This window comes from Corynebacterium sp. LaCa_205 (assembly GCF_057458085.1).
Map to the genome: position 1 here is coordinate 237,421 of NZ_CP190931.1, position 24,729 is coordinate 262,149.

23 protein-coding genes are annotated in these 24,729 nt (G+C 61.2%); 12 read left to right on the forward strand and 11 right to left on the reverse strand.

Translation table 11 applies throughout. From position 1 onward, the window contains the following. Positions 1 to 39: 39 nt before the first annotated feature. Together ACP8J1_RS01210 and ACP8J1_RS01215 are read left to right on the forward strand one after the other, a co-directional pair. A complete protein-coding gene (locus ACP8J1_RS01210; protein ID WP_023020438.1) occupies positions 40 to 1,125 on the forward strand; it encodes an S-(hydroxymethyl)mycothiol dehydrogenase in 1,086 nt (361 codons plus the stop codon). Further along, on the forward strand, positions 1,125 to 1,739 hold the full coding sequence (locus ACP8J1_RS01215; protein WP_023020439.1) for an MBL fold metallo-hydrolase: 615 nt from the start codon (positions 1,125 to 1,127) through the stop codon (positions 1,737 to 1,739). Before ACP8J1_RS01210 ends, ACP8J1_RS01215 begins: the two co-directional genes overlap by 1 nt. A gap of 3 nt (positions 1,740 to 1,742) precedes the next feature. Here ACP8J1_RS01215 and rfbA read toward each other — a convergent pair whose 3' ends face one another. From rfbA to ACP8J1_RS01250, 7 genes are all read right to left on the reverse strand, one after another. Next, a complete protein-coding gene (gene rfbA / locus ACP8J1_RS01220; protein WP_023020440.1) occupies positions 1,743 to 2,591 on the reverse strand; it encodes a glucose-1-phosphate thymidylyltransferase RfbA in 849 nt (282 codons plus the stop codon). Further along, entirely contained in the window at positions 2,592 to 3,947 is a 1,356-nt protein-coding gene (locus ACP8J1_RS01225) for a sugar nucleotide-binding protein (protein WP_023020441.1), read from the reverse strand. 2 nt (positions 3,948 to 3,949) lie between these two features. Beyond that, the gene (rfbB, locus tag ACP8J1_RS01230) at positions 3,950 to 4,945 is read right to left on the reverse strand and encodes a dTDP-glucose 4,6-dehydratase (protein ID WP_198010452.1); all 996 of its coding nucleotides are present in this window, start codon (positions 4,943 to 4,945) and stop codon (positions 3,950 to 3,952) included. Between the two features lie 73 nt (positions 4,946 to 5,018). After that, positions 5,019 to 6,500, reverse strand: coding sequence for an HNH endonuclease signature motif containing protein (locus ACP8J1_RS01235; RefSeq protein WP_023020443.1), 1,482 nt, complete (start codon positions 6,498 to 6,500; stop codon positions 5,019 to 5,021). A gap of 122 nt (positions 6,501 to 6,622) precedes the next feature. Continuing rightward, positions 6,623 to 7,948 (reverse strand): M1 family metallopeptidase, encoded by a 1,326-nt coding sequence (locus ACP8J1_RS01240; RefSeq protein WP_023020444.1) that lies wholly within the window; start codon positions 7,946 to 7,948, stop codon positions 6,623 to 6,625. Between the two features lie 45 nt (positions 7,949 to 7,993). Next, positions 7,994 to 9,073 carry an alpha/beta hydrolase gene (locus ACP8J1_RS01245; RefSeq protein WP_023020445.1) on the reverse strand — a complete coding sequence of 360 codons (1,080 nt, stop codon included), beginning with the start codon at positions 9,071 to 9,073 and terminating at the stop codon, positions 7,994 to 7,996. Positions 9,074 to 9,124: 51 nt separating this feature from the next. Then, a complete protein-coding gene (locus tag ACP8J1_RS01250) occupies positions 9,125 to 10,501 on the reverse strand; it encodes an alpha/beta hydrolase (RefSeq protein ID WP_023020446.1) in 1,377 nt (458 codons plus the stop codon). Positions 10,502 to 11,035: 534 nt separating this feature from the next. Between ACP8J1_RS01250 and lpdA the strand changes: the two genes are divergently transcribed. After that, the gene (gene lpdA, locus ACP8J1_RS01255) at positions 11,036 to 12,448 is read left to right on the forward strand and encodes a dihydrolipoyl dehydrogenase (RefSeq protein ID WP_023027802.1); all 1,413 of its coding nucleotides are present in this window, start codon (positions 11,036 to 11,038) and stop codon (positions 12,446 to 12,448) included. Positions 12,449 to 12,583: 135 nt separating this feature from the next. Here the strand turns inward: lpdA and ramB are convergent, their stop codons facing one another. Beyond that, entirely contained in the window at positions 12,584 to 13,993 is a 1,410-nt protein-coding gene (ramB, locus tag ACP8J1_RS01260; protein WP_034656197.1) for an acetate metabolism transcriptional regulator RamB, read from the reverse strand. A gap of 369 nt (positions 13,994 to 14,362) precedes the next feature. On the opposite strand from ramB, the gene ACP8J1_RS01265 reads away from it, so the two are divergent. The 8 genes from ACP8J1_RS01265 (at position 14,363) to ACP8J1_RS01300 (ending at position 21,188) form a co-directional block, all read left to right on the forward strand. Further along, the gene (locus ACP8J1_RS01265) at positions 14,363 to 15,118 is read left to right on the forward strand and encodes a succinate dehydrogenase cytochrome b subunit (RefSeq protein WP_023020450.1); all 756 of its coding nucleotides are present in this window, start codon (positions 14,363 to 14,365) and stop codon (positions 15,116 to 15,118) included. Between the two features lie 15 nt (positions 15,119 to 15,133). Continuing rightward, positions 15,134 to 17,149: a fumarate reductase/succinate dehydrogenase flavoprotein subunit gene (locus ACP8J1_RS01270; RefSeq protein ID WP_023020451.1), complete on the forward strand. Its 2,016-nt coding sequence runs from the start codon at positions 15,134 to 15,136 to the stop codon at positions 17,147 to 17,149. Next, a complete protein-coding gene (locus ACP8J1_RS01275) occupies positions 17,149 to 17,898 on the forward strand; it encodes a succinate dehydrogenase/fumarate reductase iron-sulfur subunit (RefSeq protein WP_023020452.1) in 750 nt (249 codons plus the stop codon). Before ACP8J1_RS01270 ends, ACP8J1_RS01275 begins: the two co-directional genes overlap by 1 nt. A gap of 56 nt (positions 17,899 to 17,954) precedes the next feature. Then, the gene (locus tag ACP8J1_RS01280) at positions 17,955 to 18,329 is read left to right on the forward strand and encodes a hypothetical protein (protein WP_023020453.1); all 375 of its coding nucleotides are present in this window, start codon (positions 17,955 to 17,957) and stop codon (positions 18,327 to 18,329) included. 250 nt (positions 18,330 to 18,579) lie between these two features. Then, positions 18,580 to 19,932, forward strand: a complete 1,353-nt coding sequence (locus ACP8J1_RS01285) for a DUF445 domain-containing protein (RefSeq protein ID WP_023020454.1) — start codon at positions 18,580 to 18,582, stop codon at positions 19,930 to 19,932. A gap of 19 nt (positions 19,933 to 19,951) precedes the next feature. Next, entirely contained in the window at positions 19,952 to 20,389 is a 438-nt protein-coding gene (locus tag ACP8J1_RS01290) for a CGLAU_01105 family protein (RefSeq protein WP_023020455.1), read from the forward strand. A 5-nt stretch (positions 20,390 to 20,394) separates the two neighbouring features. Then, positions 20,395 to 20,685, forward strand: a complete 291-nt coding sequence (locus tag ACP8J1_RS01295) for a DUF2516 family protein (protein ID WP_023020456.1) — start codon at positions 20,395 to 20,397, stop codon at positions 20,683 to 20,685. Beyond that, positions 20,685 to 21,188, forward strand: coding sequence for a beta/alpha barrel domain-containing protein (locus ACP8J1_RS01300; protein ID WP_023020457.1), 504 nt, complete (start codon positions 20,685 to 20,687; stop codon positions 21,186 to 21,188). The genes ACP8J1_RS01295 and ACP8J1_RS01300 overlap by 1 nt, the downstream gene beginning before the upstream one ends. On the opposite strand, the gene ACP8J1_RS01305 is transcribed toward ACP8J1_RS01300, so the two are convergent. The 3 genes from ACP8J1_RS01305 to ACP8J1_RS01315 all read right to left on the reverse strand — a co-directional run bounded on the left by ACP8J1_RS01305 (position 21,185) and on the right by ACP8J1_RS01315 (position 23,470). Next, positions 21,185 to 22,036 carry an LmeA family phospholipid-binding protein gene (locus ACP8J1_RS01305; RefSeq protein WP_034655702.1) on the reverse strand — a complete coding sequence of 284 codons (852 nt, stop codon included), beginning with the start codon at positions 22,034 to 22,036 and terminating at the stop codon, positions 21,185 to 21,187. The genes ACP8J1_RS01300 and ACP8J1_RS01305 overlap by 4 nt on opposite strands. A 109-nt stretch (positions 22,037 to 22,145) precedes the next feature. After that, the gene (locus tag ACP8J1_RS01310) at positions 22,146 to 22,958 is read right to left on the reverse strand and encodes a hypothetical protein (protein WP_023020459.1); all 813 of its coding nucleotides are present in this window, start codon (positions 22,956 to 22,958) and stop codon (positions 22,146 to 22,148) included. Between the two features lie 20 nt (positions 22,959 to 22,978). Continuing rightward, positions 22,979 to 23,470 (reverse strand): DUF2505 domain-containing protein, encoded by a 492-nt coding sequence (locus ACP8J1_RS01315; protein ID WP_023020460.1) that lies wholly within the window; start codon positions 23,468 to 23,470, stop codon positions 22,979 to 22,981. Between the two features lie 24 nt (positions 23,471 to 23,494). Between ACP8J1_RS01315 and ACP8J1_RS01320 the strand changes: the two genes are divergently transcribed. Then, the gene (locus ACP8J1_RS01320) at positions 23,495 to 24,601 is read left to right on the forward strand and encodes a UDP-N-acetylmuramate dehydrogenase (RefSeq protein WP_023020461.1); all 1,107 of its coding nucleotides are present in this window, start codon (positions 23,495 to 23,497) and stop codon (positions 24,599 to 24,601) included. The last annotated feature ends 128 nt before the right edge of the window (positions 24,602 to 24,729 follow it).

The window sequence follows — 24,729 nt, forward strand, 5'->3', positions numbered from 1 at the left end:
TAATGTGCCGATTTTGAAAATATCGGTACGCTCGGGCGCATGACTGTAAAAGCTGTTATTGCCCGTTCCAAGGGCGCGGAAGTCGAAACCGTCAATATTGTTGTCCCCGACCCCGGCCCTAATGACGTCATCGTGCGCGTGCAGGCCTGCGGCGTATGCCACACCGACCTTGCTTACCGCGATGGCGATATTGAAGACGCCTTCCCGTTCCTGCTCGGCCACGAGGCCGCAGGCGTGGTGGAGACCGTAGGTTCTGCGGTCACCCACGTGGAGGAGGGCGACTTCGTCATTTTGAATTGGCGCGCCGTATGCGGCGAGTGCCGCGCTTGCAAGAAGGGCGAGCCAAAGTACTGCTTCAATACCCACAACGCCTCGAAGAAGATGACCCTCGAGGACGGCACCGAGCTCACTCCTGCGCTGGGCATCGGTTCCTTCGCGGAAAAGACCCTGGTCCACGAGGGCCAGTGCACCAAGGTGGAAGACACTGACCCAGCCGCTGCAGGCTTGTTGGGCTGCGGCATCATGGCGGGCCTCGGCGCAGCCGTGAATACCGGTGACATCCAGCTCGGCGAGTCCGTAGCCGTCTTCGGCTGCGGCGGCGTCGGAATGGCCGCCATTGCGGGTGCCAAGCTGGCAGCCGCGGCAAAGATCATCGCCGTGGACATTGACGAATCCAAGCTGGAAACCGCCCGCGAATTCGGCGCGACCGATACTATCTGCTCCAAGGACCTGTCGGAACAGGAAGTCATCGACGCCGTCCGCGAGCTCACCGGCGGCTTCGGCACCGACGTTTCCATCGACGCCGTGGGTATCCAGCCCACCTGGCGCCAGGCCTTCTACTCCCGCGACCACGCCGGCCGCATGGTCATGGTGGGCGTGCCAAACCTCACCGACCACGTGGACATTCCCGCCATCGACCTCTACGGCCGCGGCGGTTCCATCAAGCCAGCGTGGTACGGCGATTGCCTCCCGGAGCGCGATTTCCCCGCTTATGTAGCGCTATCCAAGGCCGGCAATTTCCCGCTAGAAAAGTTCGTTTCCGAGCGCATTGCGCTTGACGACGTCGAGCAGGCCTTCGCCACCATGAAGTCCGGCAAGGTCCTGCGTTCGGTGGTGGAGTTCTAATGCGCATCGATAGCACGGTTACTTCTGGCAAGTTCCGCCTCGACGGCGGCGAGTGGGACGTGGATAATAACGTCTACGTCGTGGGCGATGACTCCAATGTATATGTGGTGGATCCCTCTCACGATCTCGATGCCGTAGCGGAGCTGGTAGGCGATCGCCACGTGGAAGGCATCCTGCTCACCCACGCGCACAATGACCACTGCGAGCTCGCCCCCGAGGCCGCCAAGCGCTTCGATACCGAGGTTTACCTGCACCCGGACGATGACATGCTGTGGCAGGAATCCAACGGCGATGCCCCATATACGCCGCTGGCGGATCGCGGTCAATTCGATATCGGCGGCGAGAAAATCACGGTCTACCACACCCCAGGCCACTCGCCGGGCTGCGTGGTGCTGCACGTGGGCGAGACGCTGCTGTCGGGCGATACGCTCTTCAATGGCGGCCCTGGTGCCACTGGCCGCAAGTACTCCGACTTCGATGTGATCATCGAGTCGCTGAAGAACGTGGTCTTCACCCTGCCGGAGGACACCAAGGTCCTGCCGGGGCATGGCGACGCCACCACGGTGGGTGCCGAGGCCGCACGCCTCGACGAATACATCGAGCGCGGTTACTAGCTGTTAGTACGCCCGCAGGTACTCGCCGTAGCCGGACTTAAGCAGCGGCTCGGCGAGTGCTTCTAGCTGGGCGCGGTCGATAAAGCCCGCCTCATAGGCAGCAACCTCGGGCGATCCGATAACGATCCCGGTGCGCTTTTGCATCACCTCAACATAGGCAGAAGCCTCGCTCATGGAGTCCACCGTGCCGGTATCGAGCCAGACGCTACCGCGGTGCAGGCGCTGGACATTCAGCTCGCCGCGGCGCAGGTATTCCTCGTTAACCGCCGTGATTTCCAGCTCGCCGCGGCCGCTGGGCTGGATGCCCTTGGCAATGTCCACGACGGAGTTGTCATAGAAATACAAGCCCACCACCGCGTGGTTTGAGCGCGGGACCTCCGGCTTCTCTTCGATGCTGAGCGCATGCCCCGCAGCATCGAATTCCACCACGCCGTAGCGCTGCGGATCCGAGACCTCGTAGGCGAAGATGATGCCACCCTCCGGATCCTGGCAGTGGGTGAGCTCGCCGCCGAAGCCGTGGAAGATATTATCGCCGAGCACGAGTGCGACGCTGTCATCGCCAATGAAATCCTCGCCAATCAAGAAGGCCTGCGCGAGCCCCTCCGGCCGCGGCTGGACCGCATAATCGATCATGAGTCCGAGCTGGGAGCCGTCACCAAAGAGGCGTTGGAAGGCACCCGCATCCTCCGGGGTGGTGATGATGAGGATTTCCCGAATCCCCGCCTGGATGAGCGTGGTCAGCGGATAGTAAATCATCGGCTTGTCATAGATGGGCATGAGCTGCTTCGAGATGCCCTTGGTAATCGGGTAGAGCCGCGTGCCGGAACCGCCGGCTAAGATGATGCCCTTCATTTAATCCTCCGGGTAGAGCGCCAGGTACAGGGCCAGCGCGGCGCGCCAATTCTGCGGCTTGAAACCGGTGGCCTCGACTTTATCCAGCGCAAACGTCGATTCCTTGGGCCGCGGCGCCTCCGGTCCCGCGATTTCGCGGTACTGCTCGGTCGTCACTGGCGTGACCTCGGACGGATCGTGGCCGAGCCCGATGAATACCGCCATGGCAATCTCATCGCGGCCCACGGTATCGCCCGAATTGGATAGGTTATACACGCCGTAATCCGCGTCGGACTTGAGCAGGTGCACGATGCCCTTGGCTAGGTCCTCGGCAAACGTGGGGCGGCCACGCTGGTCATGGATGACCTTCGGCTCCACGCCCTTATTAGCCAGCCGGCGCATGGTGGACATGAAATTTTCCCCATCGCCAAAGACCCACGAGGTGCGAATGACATAGTGCTGCGGCGCGGTCTGCACTGCGGTATCACCCGCGGCTTTCGACGCCCCGTACGCACTGAGCGGCGACGGCAACTCCGCCTCGGTGTGGACCTCGTTCGCCCCATCGAAGATATAGTCGCTCGAGACATGCACCAGCGTGATCTGGTTTTCTGCGGCGATGCGTGCCAGCTTTGCCGGTCCTTCCGCGTTGACGGCCCAGGCAGCGGCGCGGTCGTTTTCGGCGCCGTTGACGTCGTTGTACGCCGCGCAATTAATGATGGTCGAGTACTGCTTCCAATTTCGCTCCGGCGGATTGGTGATGTCGAAGTCGGCGTGGGAGCAGAATTCGGCGTCGCCAAGCAGGCGCTTCAGTGCCCTCCCCAACTGCCCATTCGCACCCGTGACGAGGATGCGCCGGGCGGGCATCGGGCTCACCTCTTCGAGGCTGGGGTGCTGCTTGTCTTTCTCAGAAACCTCGGTGGGCACCATCGGCCAGTCCACGATGTCGAGGTTCACCGCGGCATAGCGCGCTTCGGACGACCAGTGCTCATTGACCAGGTAACTATAAGAGGTATCCTCCAGCGCTTGAAAGCCATTGGCGACGCCTCGCGGCACAAACACCGCCGTCTCCGGCCCAATCTCGTGGGTAATAACCTCGCCGAAGCTCTCCGACCCCTCGCGCAGGTCGCACCACGCACCAAAAATCTTGCCCTGCGCCACCGAGATGAGTTTGTCCCAAGGTTCGGCGTGCAGCCCGCGGGTAGCGCCGGCGTGGTTGAAGGAAATATTGTTCTGCACCGGCTGAAAGCTCGCGAGTTCGGGCGCGAGACCGGTGAGCTTTTCCCGCTGCCAATTTTCTTTGAACCAGCCGCGATTGTCCCCGTGCACGTCGAGGTCGATGATGAGTAGTCCCGGGATGGCGGTTTCAGTTATGCGCATGTCTACTGTCCTTGCTGCTTGTAGCGGGTCTCTACGTCTTCTTTCTCGGGCTTCCACCAGTCTTCGTTATCGCGGTACCACGCGATGGTGTCTTGGAGGCCGGCGCGGATATCCGTAAACCGCGGGGCCCAGCCCAGCTCGCGGCGCAGCTTGGTGGCATCCATGGCATAGCGCTGATCATGGCCGGGGCGGTCCGCCACGTGCTCATAGAGCGCGCGTCCATCGCGGGTGTGGCCCATGATCTCGCAGATAAGCTCGATGACCTGCTTATTGCTGATATCTGGCTGATCCGCGCCGATAGCGTAGGTCTCTCCAATCCGGCCGCGCTCTAGGATGGCGAGCACTGCCTCGTTGTGGTCATCGACATGAATCCAATCGCGGACCTGCTCGCCCGTCCCATAAAGCTTGGGCGTGCGGCCGGAGAGAATATTGGTGATCTGGCGGGGAATGAACTTCTCGATGTGCTGATACGGCCCATAATTATTGGAGCAATTCGAGATGGTGGCGCGCAGCCCAAAAGAACGCACCCATGCGCGCACGAGGTGGTCAGAACCTGCCTTGGTGGCGGAGTACGGGCTGGAGGGGGCGTAGGCGGTGTTCTCGTCAAACTTGGTTTCTGCCCCAATCTCGAGATCACCGAAAACCTCGTCGGTGGAGACATGGTGGAAGCGGGTATCGTGCTTCCGGCACGCCTCCAACAGCGTGAACGTGCCCACGATATTCGTGTGGAGGAAGGGGGAGGGGTCACGCAAAGAATTGTCGTTATGGGATTCGGCGGCGAAGTGAACTACTACATCGGCGGCAGCGACGAGCGGTTCTACCGTCGCAGAATCGGCGATATCACCCTCGACGAAGTCAATATCCAGATCGGCGAGGTTGGCGCGGTTTCCGGCGTAAGTGAGCTTATCAAGCACCGTAACGCGGGTATCGGGGCGCGCCTGGCGCATGAGGCGCACGAAATTGGCGCCGATAAAACCGGCGCCGCCAGTGACGAGCATCGTTTGCATGGTTATCCAGTGTAGGGCAGTCGGACGGGCTGCTGTGGCAGGCCGCGGGCCCGCGCGCAAGAGGTCAGGCCGCGCCCGAGGGAGACGGTGGTGGCGAGGGCGGATCCGTGAGCCTGCGTCCCGGGGCTTGTTCCGCGGCGGGGTGGTCGTTGACCTCTACTGTGGGCGATAGCCCGCTCGCGTGCGCGGCCCGGTAGCCCACCCGGCCGGTGCCGGGGTCCCGTTCGGCGTGACCCATTCCGTTGCGGCCATCGCGGTAGTCGTTATTGTCCACGTGGTGGCGACGGCACAGCAGCGTCAGATTTTTTAGGTCGGTGGCGCCGCCGTGAGACCAAGCCTGCAGATGGTGGACATCGCAGTCCTGCCAGGGGCGGTGGCACTCGGGGTGGGTGCAGACAAGCTCGGAGGCCGCGAGGGCGAGCTTCTGCCAGAGGGAAGCGGTGCGTTTGGTGCGGCCAAGTTCGAGGGGAAAGCCCTTCTCATCCACCGCACAGAAGAAATCGTGCTGCGCGGCACCCAAGCGGAGGAGATCGAGCGGAGAAAGCTCGATGCCGGTGCTGGTGGCGAAGCGGGTATCGCCGCCCATCGCCTCCAGTTCTTCCAAGGTGGTGGCGACGAAGAAAGAACCAAGGCCCGCTGAGTCCTTTTGGGTGGCAGAAAGGTAGCTCGACAAGGCAGCGGTCAATTGGTCCGCCATGCGCTGGGCATAAGTGCGGGTATCATCCTCGGCGCTGAGATCGGCGCTGCCTTTATTTTTGGCGGGAGCAAAGGCACTGGCAAGGATGGCGGCCGCGGAGGCGTCGAGGTATCCGGAGATATGCACACCGCCGTCAGCATCTTGGCGGGAGATGCTAAAGCGCCGCTTGCGGGTAGCGGCGTGCGGATCGGGCTCGCCGGCAGGATTGAGGGCGTGCTTATTCGCCTTGCGAACTGCCTTACGCAGCCACTCGCGTAAGGAATCGAAGGAGCGGCGCTTGGCCTGCTCGAGGGCCTGGTTGCGCAGCTCGCTTGGGCCGGGGATGGCGTACTTGCTGAGGCTGCGCAGCTCATTCTCGATGAGGTTAAGGATGCGCTCAGGGATAGGCTCTTCTTCGAAAAGCTTCTTGCGGCGCTTTTCCTCTTCGCGGCGCTCGCGGTCGGCGCGGCGGCGGGCTTCTTCCTCGGCCTGTGCGCGTGTGGCGTCATCAGCATCGGGATCAGCAGGTGGGGGAGTGGGCTCCGGTTCGGGGATAGGGGCAAATAGGTTGCGCCCATTGCGCAGACGGGCGGCGGCTTCGGACTCGCTAAGACCTAGGCGGGCGGTCAGGTAGTCCTTGGCTTTGGAGGAGCCCACGCGGCGGCCGGCGTCATCGCGCTCCGCGATGAAGGCGAAGGCAGCGTCAATAGCGGCCTTGTTGCCCAGCGCCCTTTCCAAGTGCTCGAAATGAGGGTGAAGAAGCTCGAAAGAGAGGTCGGAGGGATCCTGCATGAGGCCGCGCAGTTGGGTTAACCCGGCGGCAACTTGGGCGATGGCGGAGTCTATCTCCGCGTGCTTGGTGGTCTGCATAATCCCTCCCCTCCTGTTCGTTTACATGTTCTATTCTATCTAGATAAAACACCCCGTCAACAGGAAAGAAGGGATTGGTCAATAGATTAGACAATCCCCAAACAAACGCAGGGCCAAAACCACTAACTCGGGAATGAAGGAAGGGCCGTGTGGTTGAGCCAAGCGTCTACGGTGGCGTCGAAAAGCGCGGCATCAGGAGCGGTGGCGCGGAAGGAATTTAGCAACATGGAAGGCTCCACCACCGAATGCTGGTGCTCGGTGAGGTAGCTGCGGAGGGTGCTAAAGAAGGCGTCGCCAAGCAGGCGGTGAATGGCGTGCACGGTCAAAGCACCGCGCTTATACACGCGGTCATCGAACATATCGCGCGCACCCGGATCGGAAACGGTGAGGTTCTGCGCCTTGCGGCCTAGGACGTTGTAGTGGGACCGTGCTGCCTCGCGCGCGGTGGTCTCGCCCTTGTGCTCGGCCCATAACCACTCGCTGTAGCAGGCAAAGCCCTCATTGAGCCAGATATCCTTCCACTCGCCTAGGCCCACGGAATTGCCAAACCACTGGTGGGAAAGCTCATGCGCGATAAGGCGCTCGAAGGCGTGGTCTCCCTTCACATGGTTGGATCCAAAGATAGAAAGCCCCTGCGCTTCGAGCGGAATCTCCAACTCATCTTCCGTGATGACCACCTGGTAATCCGCAAACGGGTAGCGGCCATAAATGGAGGTAAAGAAGTCCACCATCTCCTGCTGCTGGGCAAATTCATTCAGCACCCGCTCGCGCAGCGCGGCTGGAGCCCAAGCCCGAGTGGAAGGGCCCAAGGCAAAACTGGAAAACTCACCTACCTGCACCGTAGCCAGGTAGGTGGCCATGGGCTGGCGGGTACGGTAATGCCAGCGCGTGGTGGAGCCGCCCGCCCTGCGGGAGACGAGGTCGCCATTAGACACAACGATAAAGGGATCATCGGCCGTAATGATGATGTCATAGAGCGCCTTTTCAGACGGTGTATCGTCGCAGGGGAACCAGCTCGGCGCGCCATTGGGCTGGCTAGCCACCAGCGAGCCGGACTCGGTTTCTTCCCAACCAATCTCGCCCCAGGTGGTGCGGATGGGGCGAGGGCTACCGCCGTAGCGAATAACCAGATCAAACTCCGTACCGGCGGCGATTTCCGCAGCGAAACGAAGACGCAACTTACCGGAAGACTGGCGGAACTTTGCCACCCGCGGTGCACCCTTCGCGGTCACGCGACGGGCCACCATCGCCCCGCCCAAATCCAAGGTCAAAGACGTTAAATCGGCGGTCGCTCGGATTGTTAAAACGGCCTCGCCGTGGAGCAAGTTGGGCTCCACGCGGTAGGTCAGATCCAGCGTGTAGTGGGACACCTCAAATCCGAGGTTAAAATCCACGCCGGTATAAGGGTCAGTGTGGGTACGCGAAAGGGCGGTAGGAAGCAACTTCATAATGCTGCAAGCCTACCGCCCTTTTAGCCGCGGAAAGAAACGAGCTTATTTATTGAAAGCGCGCTCGAAGACCGGCCAAGAATCCTTGAGGTCCGCAATCCAGTGCGGCCAGGAGTGGGTGCCGGTATTGCGGAAGTTATAGGTAGCCGGGATGCCAGCCTGGTCCAACTTGGCCTTGAAGTTGTGGGTGCAGTAGTTCACGCCAGCTTCGATGGCACCGCCCTCACCCTGCAGGACAGCGGAGCCTGCCGCGGCCGCCGCAGGGTTCGTGCCCTGAGCCACGTGATAGGAGAAGGTATCCTCCTTGCCGGCCAGACCGGAACCGGAGGAGATGTACAGCTCCGTGCCGCGCAGCTTCTCGTGGTTCATCATCGCATCGTTATAGCGGTTGGTGGGGGAACCGAAGGGGCCCCACATCTGCTCTGCGGAAGCGCCACCGCGGTTAACGGTGAGCTCAACGGCCTTGTGCTCTACCGGATAGGCGGTAGCCGCACAGCCGGCGTAGGAACCAACGGCGTCATAGAAGCCTTGGTTATGCTCCGCCAGTAGCAGGGAGGAGGTAGCGGACATGGACATACCCGCGATGGCGCGGTGGTTATCGGCCTTGATGTGTCCCTCGATAGCGCCCGGCAGTTCCTTGGTGAGGAAGGTTTCCCACTTCTGCGGGCCCTTAAGATACTGGGAGTTCGGCTCGGATACCCAGTCGGTGTAGTAGGAGAAGGCACCAGCCTGCGGGATGACCACGTTGACGTTCTTGGAGTGGTAAAAATCCACGGCATCGGAAAGCTTCAGCCAGTCCATGTCCTGCTCCGCGCCGCCTGCGCCATTAAGCAGGTAGATGGTCGGGCGGTTCTCATCCGTCGCGCGAATGACAGCCAGCGGAATCTTGCGGCCGTTCATAGCCGGGGAGGTGGCCTGCAGCTTATCGACGCGCGGATCGTCCTTGTACTTCTGGTACCAGGTCTGCTGCTCCAACTCCGGGGTGACCTCTAGTGGGGCCAGGGTGGACTGGGCGGCGTTGCCTGCTACCTGCTGCGGGGTGAGCTGTGCGGCGCCCGCCATCGGGGCGCTAGCCAAGCCTGCGCACACTGCGGTGGCGGCCAGGATGGAGCTAAGACGCTTCATTGTGCTTCTTTCCTGTAGTTAATGAACTCGTTGATTATACTTCTGCGCTACTTATTCCGCAGCGCCGGCAGCCTCTGGAGCTTCGGCTTCCTTGCCCTCGACGAAGTCCTTATCAGGGGACTGGTCAGCGGCGCTCGGGGCGTCCTTGATCTGCGCATTTTCCTGAGCCTGCGGCGCATCGATGGAAAGCTCGTTGGGCTTTACTTCCGGCTCGGCCGGAGCTTCTGCGGCGTCCTTGTTAAAGCCACGCTCGAAGGTCTTCCACGAGGAGAAGATGTCATCGCGCCAGCCCGGCCAGGAGTGGGTGCCGGTATTGCGGAAGTTCCAATCCGCCTTCATGCCCTGGGAATCCATCTTGGCCTTGAGATCGTGGGTGCAGGAGCTCATAGCAGCCTCGATGACGCCGCCCTCCACGATGAGGGTGGACGATCCCTTAGCGCCCCAGTCATTGGCACCGCCCAAACCGCTATTCACGGAGACGTAGGTCTCGGATGGGCCCAAATTCTTCGGGGTGGCATTGACCAATGCGTCGTTGTACACGTTGTACTCACTGCCCATAGCGCCCCACATCTGATCGGCCGAGCCGCCGCCGCGGTTGACAGTCAGCTGGGTGTACAGGCGCGGCAGCGGGCGAGAGGTAGCCGCGCAGCCGGAGAAGGAGCCCACCGCGTTGTAGAAGCCCGGGTTGTGCTCCGCCAGCAGCAGGGAGGAGGTAGCGGCCATGGACATGCCAGCGATGCCGCGCTTGCCATTGCCTCCGATATGATCCTCTAGAGCGCCTGGCAGCTCCTTGGTCAGGAAGGTCTCCCACTTCTGTGGGCCCTTGAGGTAGCCGGCATCCGGCGTAGAAACCCAGTCAGTGTAGTAGGAGAAGGCACCGGCCTGTGGGATGACCACATTGACGTCCTTGGACGTGTAGAAATCCACCATGTCCTGCACGCCCTCTTGCTCTGGGTTGACGTCGCGCTTCGCGGTGGCGGTGATCCAGTCCATGCCCTGCTCAGCGCCGCCCGCGCCGTTGAGTAGGTACAGGGTGGGGCGCTTCTTTTCAAAGTTGCCGTCTGGGGAGATGACCGCAAGCGGGACCTCGCGGCCACCCATGGCGGCGGAGGTAGCCGTCATGACCTTGACGTGGTTGCCGTAGTGGTTGCCCTGGGCGCTCTTGTGGCCGAAGGCATAACCCTTCCACTTGTCCTTGTCCTTTAGTCCGGCAATATCTACCACGCGGTTTTCGCCCTCGGTGGTGATGGCGTAGTTGATATTTTCCGGATCTGCCGAGTCAGTGAGGTTTACCTCGCGGATGGTGGATGGGGTGGCGTCCCCCTGAATCTTGGCCGGCTCGACGGCGGAGGCGATAGGGGCGGAGAGGACTCCTGCCGCGATGGCGATGCCTGCGACGCTGGAGCCGATAGAGCGCAAAGTATGCATATTTTTAGCTTCCTCGAGTTAAGAGAATCTTCTCAGTAGGTATCGTTCCGCATAGCGGGAGTGTTAGCAAGACTCTATGCCTTAATAGCCCTTTTAATGTAGCAAAACCTGTGACGCATGTGGTTTGTGTGTCATAATTCTGAACGCAGCGCTAACCCAGCGCTCATGTAACGGCGGCGCTACAATTCCCGTTAGTTCTAAACGTGTGAATAGTGCGGTCCCATCCGCGGGCCCATCCCTCGCTCTAGGCAAAAACAGAAAGAAGAAAAATGAACGTTTTCGATTCCATCCTCGTATCCATCAACGAAGTTCTGGGCCAGTTCCTGCATATGGGTTCCTCCATGTCCTCCAACGCTGCCCTGGCTCTCGGCCTGTTCTAAAATACCGAGCCCATAGCCCTGCACGACGTCGCGCGCTTGCCGACGTCACCGTGCAGGGCCTTTGTGCGTTTTACCCCCGAAGCGTGGGGTACACGGGCAAAAGAGTGTGACCCAATGCGCGACATGGAGGGGAAAGTTACGTATCCTGTAGGGCGTGACTAATGAACATTATGACGTAGTAGTACTCGGCGCGGGCCCTGGCGGCTACGTGGCCGCCATCCGTGCAGCTCAGCTTGGTAAGAAAGTTGCCGTAATCGAGAAGCAGTACTGGGGTGGTGTCTGCCTCAACGTAGGCTGCATCCCTTCCAAGGCACTGCTGAAGAACGCTGAGGTTGCCCACACCTTCAACCATGAAGCAAAGGACTTCGGCATCTCCGGCGATGTTTCCTTCGACTTCGGTGTAGCCCACAAGCGTTCCCGCAAGGTTTCCGCGGGCATCGTCAAGGGCGTTCATTACCTGATGAAGAAGAACAAGATCACCGAGATCAACGGCCTTGGCTCCTTCAAAGATGAGAAGACTATTGAAATCACTGACGGCGATGACAAGGGCAAGACCGTCACCTTCGATGACTGCATCATCGCTACCGGCTCCGTGGTCAAGTCCCTGCCGGGCGTAGAGCTCGGCGGCAACATCGTGTCCTACGAGGAGCAGATCCTCAACGATGAGGCCCCGAAGTCCATGGTTATCGTCGGCGCTGGCGCCATCGGCATGGAATTTGCTTATGTTCTGTCCAACTACGGCGTGGACGTCACCATCGTGGAGTTCATGGACCGCGTCCTGCCGAACGAGGACAAGGACGTCTCCAAGGCCATTGCCAAGGAGTACAAGAAGCTCGGCGTCAAGCTGCTGACCGGCTACAAGACCACCTCCGTGAAGGACAACGGCGATAATGTCACCGTTGAGGTCGAGTCCAAGGATGGCTCCAAGCAGGACACCCTCACCGTGGACCGCGCCATGATTTCCATCGGCTTCGCCCCACGTACCGAGGGCTTCGGCCTGGAGAACACCGGCGTTGAGCTCACCGAGCGCGGCGCCATCGCCATCGATGACACCATGCGCACCAACGTGGACCACATCTACGCCATCGGTGACGTCACCGCGAAGCTGCAGCTCGCACACGTTGCTGAGGCACAGGGCGTTGTCGCCGCAGAGACCATCGCCGGCGTGGAGACCCAGCTTCTGGGTGACTACATGAACATGCCGCGCGCTACCTTCTGCAACCCGCAGGTCGCTTCCTTCGGCTACACCGAAGAGGCCGCAAAGGAGAAGTTCGCGGACCGCGATATCAAGGTCGCTACCTTCCCGTTCTCCGCCAACGGCAAGGCTGCCGGTCTCAACGAGACCGCGGGCTTTGTCAAGCTCATTGCGGATGGCGAGTATGGCGAGCTCATCGGCGGCCACATGGTCGGCTCCAATGTCTCCGAGCTGCTGCCGGAGCTGACCTTGGCGCAGCGCTTCGACCTCACCGCTGAGGAAATCGGCCGCAACGTTCACACCCACCCGACCCTCTCTGAGGCCATGAAGGAAGCTGCCGAGGGCATCGGCGGCCACATGATTAACCTCTAAGCAGGGGCGCTTGGCGACGTCGCCTTGAGCGCAACACCCATGGCACCGCGCCGTCCCCCGCCCACCGGGCAAAGGGACCGCGGTGCCGTTTTGTATGTCTACGCCCCCGAAAAGGCTCGTCGTGGTGATGTGTAACTAGTACGGTGCCACCGCTGAGCGGTGGGCATCGATGCTGATGACCTCGTTAATGGGTGGGAAGGCGCGCTGCGCACAATTCTCGCGCGGGCAGGTGCGGCAACCGGAGCCGATAGGGGTAGCAGAAGAGAGATCTTTGAGGTCGAGACCTTCTGCGTAGACGGTGCGGTCGGCGTGGCGAGCCTCGCAGCCCAGGCCAATGGCGAAAAGCTTATTGGTATCGCCAAAGCGGCCTTGATGGTGCTGTACCGCGCGGGAGATCCACAGGTAATTGCGGCCATCGGGCATCTGGGCCAACTGACGGGAAATAATGCCCGGCTGGGTGAAGGTCTCGTAGACATTCCACAGCGGGCAGGTGCCGCCATTATTGGAAAAGTGCACGCCGGTGGCGGATTGTCGCTTGGACATGTTTCCGGCGCGGTCGACGCGGACGAAGGTAAAAGGAATGCCGCGCAGGTTATCGCGCTGCAGGGTGGACAGCCGAGAGGCGACGGATTCATAGCCCACTCCGAAGACCTGGCAGAGGTATTCCACGTCGTAGCCGGAGCGTTCAGCCTCAGAATGTAGCAGGGTATAGGGCATCACGGTGGCGGCGGCGAAGTAGCTGGCCAATCCGCGTTGTGCTAGGTTACGCGAGGCATCCGAGGTAAACGGCTCATTTTTTACCAAAGATGCGATCTCCTCGCCAGCCTCGAGGAAGCTCAGCTCCGCGGCCATGCGGAAGGCGCGTTGCCCTTCGCTTAAGCGCGAGGCGAGCCGAAATTCGCCGGTCTCGCGGTCGAAGCTGTGCAGCGTGCCATCCATCTGTGAGGTGATGTGAATGTCTACGTTGTGGAGATCGCGCAGGCGCTGGGCTAGGGCATGTTCGGTGTCGCGGATGCCGAATTGGGTGACCGAGAGGGCGTCGGCAAGCTGCTCCGCATGGTGGTCCAGGCCGTCCAAGTAGTTCTGGCGGGCATAGAAGAAATCGCGCACCTCATCGTGCGGCATGGACAGTGCCTGGGTGGCCTCGGTGGTGCGGCGGGTATCGGTGGCGAGTGAGAGCTTATCGCGCACATTGCGATAGCGGCGGTGGACATCCACCAGCGTGCGGGCGACGGTGGGGTGGTTATAGACCAGCTCGGAGAGCTCCTGCAGCTCGACGGGGGAGGGGCACAGCTCCTTGTCCTGGATGACGTCCTGGATCTCCGCGAGGAGGCGCGAGTCATCGTCGCGGGAGAAGAAGGTGGCGTCAACTCCGAAGACCTCGGTGATGCGAAGGAGGACCGGAACGGTAAGTGGCCGAACGTCGTGCTCGATCTGGTTGACGTAGCTGGCCGAAAGGCCCAGCGTGGCGGCTAAGGAAGCCTGTCTGAGATCGCGCTCACGGCGAAGTTGGCGAAGGCGGGATCCCACATACGTCTTACTCATGCCGGAAAGGTTACTGGGTGGCCTGCGCGTGTGCACCTTAATCGCAAAGATCTTGTGAAGAATATTCACCCTCCTGTGGGGAATATGTGGGTTTCATGCGAAAGTTTGACACATAAAGGGGTAAGGGGATCACTCCCGTAACACTGGGTGACCAAGTTCACAACTGGAGGAAGATTTACGCAACGTCAATATTGCGAAATTGCGAGCAGCCAAGGTAGTGACGTTTTGAATCCGGCCATCTAAGGCAACCCTTACCTAAAAGAATTCTGAGTTTAACCGTACCGCCGTACCGTTAGATGAAACGCCGCCGGAATTGACTGGTAACCAGCGGTTAAGCCCAGTTAAGGTGAGGACGACAATGGAGGTGTCATGACTTTAAGAAATCCCGACCGTGAGGCAGTAGCTCACGGCCACATTACTAACGAACCAATCCGTCAGAAGCCGGGAGTGCCCTCTTGGGTTCTGAAGCTCATCATGGCCGTCACCGGCCTGCTATTTGCACTTTTCGTCGTCGGCCACATGGCCGGCAACCTGAAGCTGTACTTGCCGGCTGAGGGCGGCGACGAGGCTCTTGATGAATATGGTGCATTCCTGCGCTCCATGGGCGAGCCACTGTTCCCGCATGAGGGTGCGTTGTGGATCATCCGCGCGGTCCTGCTGGTTGCCATCATCGCCCACATCTATGGTGCGTTTGCCCTCACCGCACGTTCCAAGGCCTCCCGCGGCAAGTTCCGCCGTAGCAACCTGATGGGCGGCCTTGATTCCTTCGCCACCAAGTCCATGCTGGTTACCGGCATCGTTTTGCTGCTGTTTATCATCTTCCACTTGCTGGACCTGACCTTGGGCGTACAGCCCATCGCCCCAGGTGACTTCGTGGAGGGTGCGGTGAAGGCCAATATGATCGCAACCTTCAGCCGCTGGCCGGTCACCATCGTGTATGTGATCGCCATGTGCTTCCTGTTCCTGCACCTCACCCACGGCATTCGACTCGCCGCTTCTGACCTGGGTATCACCGGTGCGAAGTGGCGTCAGACCTTCCTGATCCTGGCGTACGTCATCCCGGCCGTTGTCTGCATCGGCAACATCGTTATGCCTTTGTCCGTTGCCCTGGGCTTGGTCAGCTAAAGGAGTTAGAAACCCATGACTAATACTGAACTCAAGCGCGAGCATCCCAAGTTCTCGCATCCGCAGTCCATCGTTCCGGGCGTATCTGCCGGCAACATTCTGGAATCCCACGAGCCGCACGGCGTGCCGATGAAGGATATGTGGTCCCACCAAAAGGACCACATGCAGCTGGTTTCCCCACTGAACCGCCGTAAGTTTGAGGTCCTCGTGGTTGGTACCGGCCTGTCCGCCGGCGCCGCTGCGGCCGCACTGGGCGAGCTGGGCTACAAGGTAAAGGTATTTACCTACCACGACTCCCCGCGCCGCGCGCACTCCATCGCAGCGCAGGGTGGCGTCAACGCCTCCCGTGCCAAGAAGGTGGACAATGACTCCGCCTACCGCCACACCAAGGACACCGTCAAGGGCGGCGACTACCGCTGCCGCGAGTCCGACTGCTGGCGCCTGGCCAACGAGTCCGTGCGCGTTATTGACCACATGAACGCCATCGGCGCACCATTCGCCCGCGAGTACGGCGGCACCCTGGCTACCCGTTCCTTCGGTGGTGTACAGGTCTCCCGCACCTACTACACCCGTGGTCAAACAGGCCAGCAGCTGCAGCTGTCCACCACTTCGGCGCTCTACCGCCAGATTGGCCTGGGCAACGTGGAGCTCTTCGCTCACAACGACCTGCAGGACATCATCGTCTACAACGACAATGGCAAGAAGCGCGCTGGCGGCATCGTTACCCGCAACCTGATCACCGGTGAGCTCAAGGCCTTCACCGGCCACGCAGTCGTGCTGGGTACCGGCGGCTACGGCAACGTCTACCACATGTCCACCCTGGCTAAGAACTCCAACGCCAGCGCCATGATGCGTGCGTACGACAGCGGTGCTTACCTGGCTTCCCCAGCCTTCGTGCAGTTCCACCCGACGGGCCTACCGGTCAACTCCGATTGGCAGTCCAAGACCATCCTGATGTCGGAGTCCCTGCGTAACGACGGCCGCATTTGGTCCCCGAAGAAGGAAGGCGACGACCGCGACCCGAATACCATTCCGGAAGAAGAGCGCGACTACTTCCTGGAGCGCCGCTACCCGGCATTCGGCAACCTGGTTCCGCGTGACGTTGCTTCCCGTGCTATCTCCCAGCAGATTAACGCTGGTCTGGGTGTTGGCCCGCTGCACAACTCGGTGTACCTGGACTTCCGCGACGCCATCGAACGCCTGGGTAAGGACAAGATCCGCGAGCGCTACTCCAACCTCATCGAGATGTACGAAGAGGCCATTGGCGAGTCCGCTTACGAAACTCCGATGCGTATCGCTCCGACCTGCCACTTCACCATGGGTGGCCTGTGGACCGACTTCAATGAGATGACCTCCATCGACGGCCTCTTTGCCGCCGGTGAGTGCTCCTGGACCTACCACGGTGCTAACCGCCTGGGTGCTAACTCCCTGCTTTCGGCTTCCGTTGACGGCTGGTTCACCTTGCCGTTTACCATCCCGAACTACTTGGCTGACCACCTCAATGAGGAGAAGCTGGCGGAGGATTCCCCAGAGGCACAGGCAACCCTGGCTCAGTCCCAAGAGCGCATCGACCGCCTCATGGGCGTGCGCGGCGAGAACCCGCACGGTCCTTCCTACTACCACCGCCAGCTAGGCGACATCCTGTACCACGGCTGCGGTGTGTCCCGTAACGTGGAAGACCTCAAGGAAGCCATCACCAAGATCCGTGAGCTGCGCGAGGACTTCTGGGCTAATGTCCGCATCCCGGGCGAGGCCAACGACATGAACCAGGTGCTGGAATACGGCCTGCGCGTTGCCGACTACCTGGACCTGGGCGAGCTCATGTGTGTTGACGCCCTGGACCGCGACGAGTCCTGTGGCGCTCACTTCCGCGAGGACCACCTCACCGAGGACGGCGAGGCAGAACGCGACGACGAGAACTGGTGCTTCGTTTCCGCCTGGGAGCCGGGCGCTAATAAGAACGAGTTCATCCGCCACGCCGAGCCGCTGTACTTTGATTCGATCCCGCTGATGACAAGGAACTACAAGTAATGAAACTGACACTTGAGATCTGGCGTCAAGCCGGACCGACCCAAGAAGGCCACTTCGAGACCGTCCAGGTGGACGATGCCTCTGAGCAGATGTCCATCCTGGAACTGCTGGACCACGTCAACGAGGGCTACATTGAGCGCGGCGAGGAGCCCTTCGCCTTCGCCTCTGACTGCCGTGAGGGCATTTGTGGTACCTGTGGTCTGACCGTCAACGGCCGTCCACACGGCCCTGGACAGAACACCCCGGCCTGCCAGCAGCGCCTGTTCAACTTCACCGAAGGACAGACCATCAAACTGGAGCCATTCCGTTCCGCTGCCTACCCGGTTATCAAGGACATGATCGTCGACCGTGCGGCACTGGATCACGTGATGGAGCAGGGCGGCTACGTCTCCATGGATGCTGGTACCGCTCCGGATGCGGATACCCTGCACGTCAACCATGAGACTTCCGAGTACTCGCTGGACCACGCTGCCTGCATCGGCTGCGGCGCCTGCGTTGCTGCTTGCCCGAATGGTGCTGCACACCTGTTTACCGGTGCGAAGCTGGTGCACCTGTCCCTCATGCCGCTGGGTAAGGAAGAGCGTGGCCGCCGTGCCCGCAACATGGTCGATGACCTGGAAGCCAACTTCGGCCACTGCTCCCTCTACGGTGAGTGCGCTGATGTTTGCCCGGCCGGCGTTCCCCTGACCGCAGTATCCGCGGTTACCCGCGAACGTGCACGTGCTGCTTTCCGTGGCAAGGACGACTAAGCTAAGGTTATTCCGTAGGAATACAAGGAACGAGAGAAAGACAGAAAGACTCCGCCATGAGCGATAACACCCACGCAGTCGCTGACTACACCAGCGAGACTTACCCGGAGTTCTCCGGAAAGATTCAGGACACCTACATTGAAGGCTACGACCCAGTTTCCTTCGGTGCTCCTCATTCTTCCCTCATTCGCACCTCCACCTGGGTGGGCATGGGTCTGATCCTGTCTTGCCTCCCGGCTGCCGGAATCCTCATCTGGGGCCTCGGCGTGTGGGATACCCCGCTGGGCACCGCCGGCGAGGGTGACTACACCCTGACCACCATCATCGGCATCATCGCTCTAGCCGTTGTGGCTATCGCCGCCTTCAGCACCGTCCACTATGGCCGCCGCTACTACCGCAAGTACCGCAAGGAAACTGGCCGAGCTAACTAAGGCGCTTGCTGTACCAGGCAATGCCTAAGTTTCTGTACTGACTCGACGTCACCCCCGTCTCCACAGCATGCAATCCATGCAAGGAGGCGGGGGTTGCGTGATCTCTCAGTACCCAAGTGGCAATGTCAGATGGACCAGCCGGCGATTCAGGACATCATTGCAACGACGACTGCCACCGAGCATGTTCGTTGCTGGCACTAGTGTTAGAGAATGAAGCTCGAAAGCACCTTCACAACCCCAAGGAGAACTCATGACCCACCGCGCGGACGAAGGCCTCGAATCGGCAGCCGCATCGGCGTCGGCACCGGAGTTGGCATCGTCGGGTGCTGCTCCCGTGCCGCAGGCTGGTAACCAGGAGGCCCGGCGGGCGGACTTGCGGCGGTGGAAGGCGATTGCGCTGTCGTTCCTGATTGGTGCGGCGGTGATCTTTTTGGGATGTTCGTGGTGGCAGGCGTCGGAAAGCGGGGCACCTGTGTGGGTGGGCTACGTGCGTGCAGCGGCCGAAGCCGGCATGGTGGGTGGCCTTGCGGACTGGTTTGCGGTGACCGCGCTCTTTCGCCGACCCTTGGGACTGCCCATTCCCCACACCGCGCTGATTCCGAAAAATAAGGACCGCGTGGGCGATGCCTTGAGTGACTTCGTGGAGGAAAACTTCCTCACCGCGGATGCGCTGAGCGCCAAGGTGCGCGAGGCGGAGCTGCCATTGTGGCTGGCACGCCAGGGAGTCGAGCCCGGCAAGGCGGAGGAGGTCTCCGCCTGGATTGGTGAGCGTGCGGCCAGCGTGGTGTCGGATTTGGATGCGGAAGAGGCGGAGCAGTTTATTCGCACCCAGGTCATGGACCGCCTAGCCGCGCCGGAATGGGGCCCGCCGCTGGGAAGGTTGTTGGAGGGCTATATTGCAGATGGCAAGGCACGCCCCTTGGAGGATGACCTCATCGACTGGGCACACGGCAAGATTCTCAGCATGGAGTCCACCGTGGTCACCGCCATCGATGAGCGCATGCCCGGCTGGGCGCCGCGCTTTGCCCGCGAGATGGTGGGGGAGAAGGTCTATACCGAGCTCGTAGAATTCGCCGATGAGGTCCGCCGCAACGGCAACCACGAGGCCCGCCTAGCCATTCGCCGCAACTTGTCCAAGCTGGCCTCCGATCTGCAGTGGGATGAGGACATGCGCGGGCGCATCGAGGGCATCAAGCAAGAGATGCTCGCCTCTGAGCAAGCGCAGCAGGCACCCGCGGCCATGTGGCGCACGGTCTCCACCACGCTCATTGACCAGCTCAATGACTCGGAGTCTTTCCTGCGCCAAAAGATTACGGCCAAGGTCAAGGAGCTGGCGCACCGCCTACTCGAGGACTCCGAATTTTTAGCCCAGGCAAATGCGCTCGTAGACAAAGCCGCGCGCTACGCGGTGGAGAAATTTGCCCCGGAAATCATTGCGATTATCCCCGAGACCATCAAGCGCTGGGATGCGGAGGAAGCCTCCCAAAATATCGAGCTCATGGTGGGCAAGGACCTGCAATTTATTCGTTTGAACGGCACCGTCGTCGGTTCCCTGGCAGGATTGGTGATATTCGCGGTCAATCACCTTATCTTTGGCGCTTAGAAAAAAGGAGTAATGAACAATGAACGATAATAAGAAGATTTTTGATTCCCTGAAGGATGCTGGCAGCGCTGCCTTTGACGTAGCCAAGGACTTCGGCGGTCGCCTGCAGGAGGAGCGCGCCCAGCACGCTCATGGCGCCGAGGCCAAAAGCCCCTATGGCGCCTCCGGCAAGGAGGGCTTGGTGGATAAGGCCACTGCCACCGCGAAGGAGCTCGGTGCCACTGTGAAGAAGGCCGCCGATGGCACCCGTGAGTCCGCTGCTTTCGACGCCGCTAAGGGCAAGTTCTCCACCGTCTATAACGAGACCCGCGAGGGCGTCATGGACGCCTATAATTCCGCCCAGGCCCGCCGCGCGGAAAAGAAGAATGCGGCGCGCCCTGGCCAGGATTCGGCTCCTTCGCAGGGCGATAATATTATCGATGGTGAAGTAATCGAGACTGACGATCCACAGAATTAAACTACATGTATTTTCTTTATGATCTTGCCTTGCATCTAGACAGCTACCTCTTCCAGGTCCTCGCCCTGACCGCCATCATCGGCGCGGTCCTCGCTGCCACCACCCGCGAGGATGCCTTCCGAGCCGGTGACCGACAAGGTAAGTGGGTGTGGGTAGGCCTGCTGGCGGGCTCGGCGGTAGCGATGGCCACCGGCATGCCATTCCTGTCTTGGATCGGCGCGGTCATTACCGGCGTGTACTGGTTTGATGTGCGCCCGCAGCTCAAGGCCATTATCAACGGCGACTACAGCTACTAATGCTTAATTTGCTTGACGCCCCGGCCGCGACGGTCAAGGAGCGCGCCGCCGATAACACCGTCCTTGTCTCCCCGCACCATGTTTCCCTTGCCGCAGGCGCGGGCGCGGCCGATATTATTTCTGTCGCGGGGTATCCTACCGGCCGCCACCATACTCTCATCAAGGCCTCCGAGGCGCGCCTGGCCATCCAATCGGGCGCCAGCGAGGTATGGGTCAGCCTCGATGAGACCTTAACGGATGCCAATGCCGTGCTCTCCGAGCTCATTGCCATCCGCGAGGCCTGCCCGGATCCGGCCCGCTTGGGCCTCATCGTGCCGGACGCCCCGCTTGCCGACGCCACCCTTAAAGCCGCCCATCAAGCCGGCTACCAGCGCCTCATTGTGCGCAGCCGCAAGGCCGCGGATTACGCGGAATCCGCGGCCGGTGAAGAAGGCAAGAAAAAAGGACCGGAGTTGGCCGCTGCCACACTTCCGGTCCTCGAGTTTCCCGCTCCCGCGGTTTAGGCGGCTTTCTCCTGCGCGTCCTGCTGCGGCGCGCCATTGCCCGTGGCGCCGCCCTGGCCCGCGGAGTCACCGCCGCCGGCGAACTTATCCATGTCGTTCATCGGGACATCGGTGCCGGTGATGGTGAGCTTGAGCTCGCCATCGAGCACCTCTACGGAATCGACGTTCATGTCAGAACCCACGAACTGATCCGACATGCCGTTCTGCAGGGCGGAAGAGATAGCTTCGGTGGCCTGATCCGGCAGCTCGAGGCCGAAGATGGAGGCCTCGGTGGCGCGGATATCGAGCTTTCCATCGTGGGCGGTGGGCTCTAGCGAGAGGTTGGCAAGGCCGCCGGCAAACTTCACGTCCAGCACGTGGTCTTGCTCGTTGGCGTTAATCTCCGTGACCACCATATTGCCCACCTTTTCGCTGCCGGCCTGCTCGGAAATGCCCTTCTGGAAGGACGCCAGCAGGTAGTCATCCGGCACGGTGGTAGAAGCGCGCAGCTTGCCGGCCACCGGATTCTCCTGGTCGGTGCTCATATCTTCTACGTGGATCTCGGAGGCAGGCTGGCCCTTGATATCAGTGCCATCGATTTGCAGGGTGGACGGCGTGGTCATGTCCATCTGGGAAATGGAGCCCTTAAATAGCCCGACGAGCAGCGGGCTGCCGCCAAAGCTGACGGAGGGATCTTCTTTGACCTGGATACCTTCTTCCTCGGCAGCCTGGTTAAATTGCGAGGTCATCTGGTGACCGATGAACCAGCGCAGGCCGAACTCGGCCAAGAGGATGAGCACGAGTAGTGCCACGAGGATGCCAATGATGATTTTCCAGGCGAGTGAACCCGCCGATTTCTTCGAAGCCATGCGTACCAGTGTGGCGCATGAGACGGCGCGGGGCAAAGTTTGCGGGAGTTCTCGGGCACATTGCTAGGCACTTCACAGCTGCCCCAGCTGCCATCATCGCGCGGCGCGTTTAGTCCCGTGGCGCGACGGACTCCCAGTCCACGGTCAGCACATTATCGCGCAGGCGCCGACGGATGGTGTGGATAGTAAAGGGGGCGTCGGCAAGCGCGGCTCGTGCCATGCGCCAACGCACGCGCGGGCCGTAGGGCGCCCACCCCGCCGCGTGGTCCCAGGCCTCGTCGGCGGCCTTAAGCAGCTCGTGGATGGGCTCGCCGGGAACGTTGCGGTGAATGAGGATTTTGGGCAGGCGCTCGGCGATGTCTGAGGGGCGCGCCACATCGAACGGGTCCCACGCCAGGGTGAGAGTCCGTGGGCCGTGGGCATCCAGCAGCAACCAGGCCGCGCGCCGGCCCAGCTCATCGCAGGTGCCTTCCACAAAGAAGCCACCGGGGGCAAGCCGAGAACACACCGTCTGCCAGGCCTCCTGGACCTGGTCCACGTCGTATTGGCGTAGCACATTGAATGCGCGCACCAGCTGTGGCCGGTAGCCGGCCAGTTCAAAGCCGCCAAGCTCGAAGCGCACGCCGTCGCGCGGTGGCAGGACCCGGTCCGGGTGGATTTCGAGCCCGCGGACGTCTACCTGCGGATTCGCCCGGCGCAGCCACCCTGCCCATTCCACGGTGGTGGCGTGCGAGGCCCCGTAGCCTACGTCGAGCGCGAGCGGCTTTTCCACGTGCCGCAGCAGCGTGGAAATCTCCGGGTGCGCGAGCATCCATCTATCGCAGCGGCGCAGGCGATTGTGATTGGTGGTGCCGCGGGTAATAACGCCAAAAGGCCGACCCGCAGCTGCGCTAGCGCGCAGATTATGTGCGTGGTCGGCCATAGATTTCGGTGCTGTAGAACTTAGGCGTTCTCAGAGATCCACTGCTCGGTGAGCTTGCCTTCGTTATCGAAGAGCTCAGCCAGGGATTCGCCCACCTTCGGCTCGATGGCGGCGCCCATCATCGGGATATTGACGGAAACCTCGTTGACGTAGGACAGCTTGGTCATCTCGCCCTCGCCAGCCAGGGAGATATCGCCCTTGAAGTCCACCGGGGTGCCCTTGACATCTGCGGTGTAGTTAACGTCAGCGGCTTCACCGTTGAGCTCGCCTACGGTGACCACGCGCTTGACCTTGAGGTCCTGGGAGACCATGGCGCGCACTGCCTCTGGCAGCAGGGTGGTCGGCAGAACCTCGAAAAGGGTGGCAACGTTATCGCTGAAGTCATGCACCTGACCCGCCTCAGGGGAGAGGTTGGCCACGATGTACTCCCAGTATTCCTTGGTGAGCAGCGCCTTGTGCACCTTTTCGATGGGCTGATTGATGGTTACGGTGTTTTCACTACGGGTTGACATGCTTAACAGACTACCTTGGTAGGCGTGCTTGATAAATCTTTGACGCAACAGCTCACAGCGATCGACGGCGTGGAACTGGACTCCACCACCACCTTCGCGGATCTGACTACGCTGCGTGTGGGTGGAAAACCGCAGGCCGCACTGCGCTGCTCGCAGCCGGATGCCGCCGTGTCCGTTGTCCGCGCCCTGGATCGCGCTGCGGTGAAGTTCATAGTCGTCGGCGGCGGCTCCAACCTCTTGGTGGCCGATGGCTCCGTGGACGTCGTCGCCGTCATCCTCGACTTTGCTGAGGTGTCCATGGACACCGAATCCGGTCTGGTGCGCGCGCAGGCGGGCGCCAACTGGGATGACGTGGTGGCCCGCTCCGTTCAGCTTGGCCTGGGTGGCATCGAGTGCCTGTCCGGCATCCCCGGCACGGTGGGCGCGGTTCCGGTGCAAAACGTGGGTGCTTATGGCGCGGAAATCTCCGAGGTACTTACCCGCGTGCGCCTCTATAATCGCCGCACCGATACCAATGAGTGGGTCCCCGCCTCCGATCTGGAGCTGGCGTATCGCTATTCCAACTTGAAATTCACCGGCCGCGCCGTCGTGCTCGAGGTAGAACTCCAGCTCAACAACGATGGCTTATCCCGCCCGTTGCGCTTTGGCCAACTTACTCAGAACCCCGGCGAGCGCCGCCCCGTGGCCGAGGTCCGCGAGGAGGTCTTAAAACTGCGCCGCGGCAAGGGCATGGTGCTCGACCCTTCCGATCATGACACCTGGTCCGCCGGCTCTTTCTTTACCAACCCGGTGGTGGACTCCGCTCTTGCCGACGCCGTGCAGGCCAAGGTTCGTGCCTCGCTTGGCGACGCCACCGCGGACTCCATGCCCCGCCACCCCTCCTCCGAGGCCGACCGGGAAAAGCTTTCCGCGGCCTGGCTCATTGATCGCGCCGGGTTTGCCAAGGGCTACCCAGGCTCTGGCTGGGCTACGCTTTCGACAAAGCACACGCTGGCGCTTACCAACCGCGGCGAGGCTACGGCTGCCGATATCGTGGACCTTGCCCGCACCATCCGCGATGGCGTCCGCGATGCTTTCGGCGTGGAGCTCGTGCCCGAACCCGTCTGGATTGGCCTCGCCCTCGACGAGTAGCGTGGGGTTGCCCCTGCACACTGGGGCCTAAAACCTATAAAGCAGCCACGATAGCGCCCTAAACCACACGGTTTTCGGGTCTATCGTGGCCGCTTTGCGGGCGTGGCGACTGTCGCGTTTGTCGCGCC

Bases quoted from the DNA above. Each gene is read 5' to 3' on its own strand.
- ACP8J1_RS01210 (WP_023020438.1), top strand. From the start codon at position 40: ATGACTGTAAAAGCTGTTATTGCCCGTTCCAAGGGCGCGGAAGTCGAA.
- ACP8J1_RS01215 (WP_023020439.1), top strand. From the start codon at position 1,125: ATGCGCATCGATAGCACGGTTACTTCTGGCAAGTTCCGCCTCGACGGC.
- rfbA (WP_023020440.1), bottom strand. From the start codon at position 2,591: ATGAAGGGCATCATCTTAGCCGGCGGTTCCGGCACGCGGCTCTACCCG.
- ACP8J1_RS01225 (WP_023020441.1), bottom strand. From the start codon at position 3,947: ATGCGCATAACTGAAACCGCCATCCCGGGACTACTCATCATCGACCTC.
- rfbB (WP_198010452.1), bottom strand. From the start codon at position 4,945: ATGCTCGTCACTGGCGGCGCCGGTTTTATCGGCGCCAATTTCGTGCGC.
- ACP8J1_RS01235 (WP_023020443.1), bottom strand. From the start codon at position 6,500: ATGCAGACCACCAAGCACGCGGAGATAGACTCCGCCATCGCCCAAGTT.
- ACP8J1_RS01240 (WP_023020444.1), bottom strand. From the start codon at position 7,948: ATGAAGTTGCTTCCTACCGCCCTTTCGCGTACCCACACTGACCCTTAT.
- ACP8J1_RS01245 (WP_023020445.1), bottom strand. From the start codon at position 9,073: ATGAAGCGTCTTAGCTCCATCCTGGCCGCCACCGCAGTGTGCGCAGGC.
- ACP8J1_RS01250 (WP_023020446.1), bottom strand. From the start codon at position 10,501: ATGCATACTTTGCGCTCTATCGGCTCCAGCGTCGCAGGCATCGCCATC.
- ramB (WP_034656197.1), bottom strand. From the start codon at position 13,993: ATGAGTAAGACGTATGTGGGATCCCGCCTTCGCCAACTTCGCCGTGAG.
- ACP8J1_RS01265 (WP_023020450.1), top strand. From the start codon at position 14,363: ATGACTTTAAGAAATCCCGACCGTGAGGCAGTAGCTCACGGCCACATT.
- ACP8J1_RS01270 (WP_023020451.1), top strand. From the start codon at position 15,134: ATGACTAATACTGAACTCAAGCGCGAGCATCCCAAGTTCTCGCATCCG.
- ACP8J1_RS01275 (WP_023020452.1), top strand. From the start codon at position 17,149: ATGAAACTGACACTTGAGATCTGGCGTCAAGCCGGACCGACCCAAGAA.
- ACP8J1_RS01280 (WP_023020453.1), top strand. From the start codon at position 17,955: ATGAGCGATAACACCCACGCAGTCGCTGACTACACCAGCGAGACTTAC.
- ACP8J1_RS01285 (WP_023020454.1), top strand. From the start codon at position 18,580: ATGACCCACCGCGCGGACGAAGGCCTCGAATCGGCAGCCGCATCGGCG.
- ACP8J1_RS01290 (WP_023020455.1), top strand. From the start codon at position 19,952: ATGAACGATAATAAGAAGATTTTTGATTCCCTGAAGGATGCTGGCAGC.
- ACP8J1_RS01295 (WP_023020456.1), top strand. From the start codon at position 20,395: ATGTATTTTCTTTATGATCTTGCCTTGCATCTAGACAGCTACCTCTTC.
- ACP8J1_RS01300 (WP_023020457.1), top strand. From the start codon at position 20,685: ATGCTTAATTTGCTTGACGCCCCGGCCGCGACGGTCAAGGAGCGCGCC.
- ACP8J1_RS01305 (WP_034655702.1), bottom strand. From the start codon at position 22,036: ATGGCTTCGAAGAAATCGGCGGGTTCACTCGCCTGGAAAATCATCATT.
- ACP8J1_RS01310 (WP_023020459.1), bottom strand. From the start codon at position 22,958: ATGGCCGACCACGCACATAATCTGCGCGCTAGCGCAGCTGCGGGTCGG.
- ACP8J1_RS01315 (WP_023020460.1), bottom strand. From the start codon at position 23,470: ATGTCAACCCGTAGTGAAAACACCGTAACCATCAATCAGCCCATCGAA.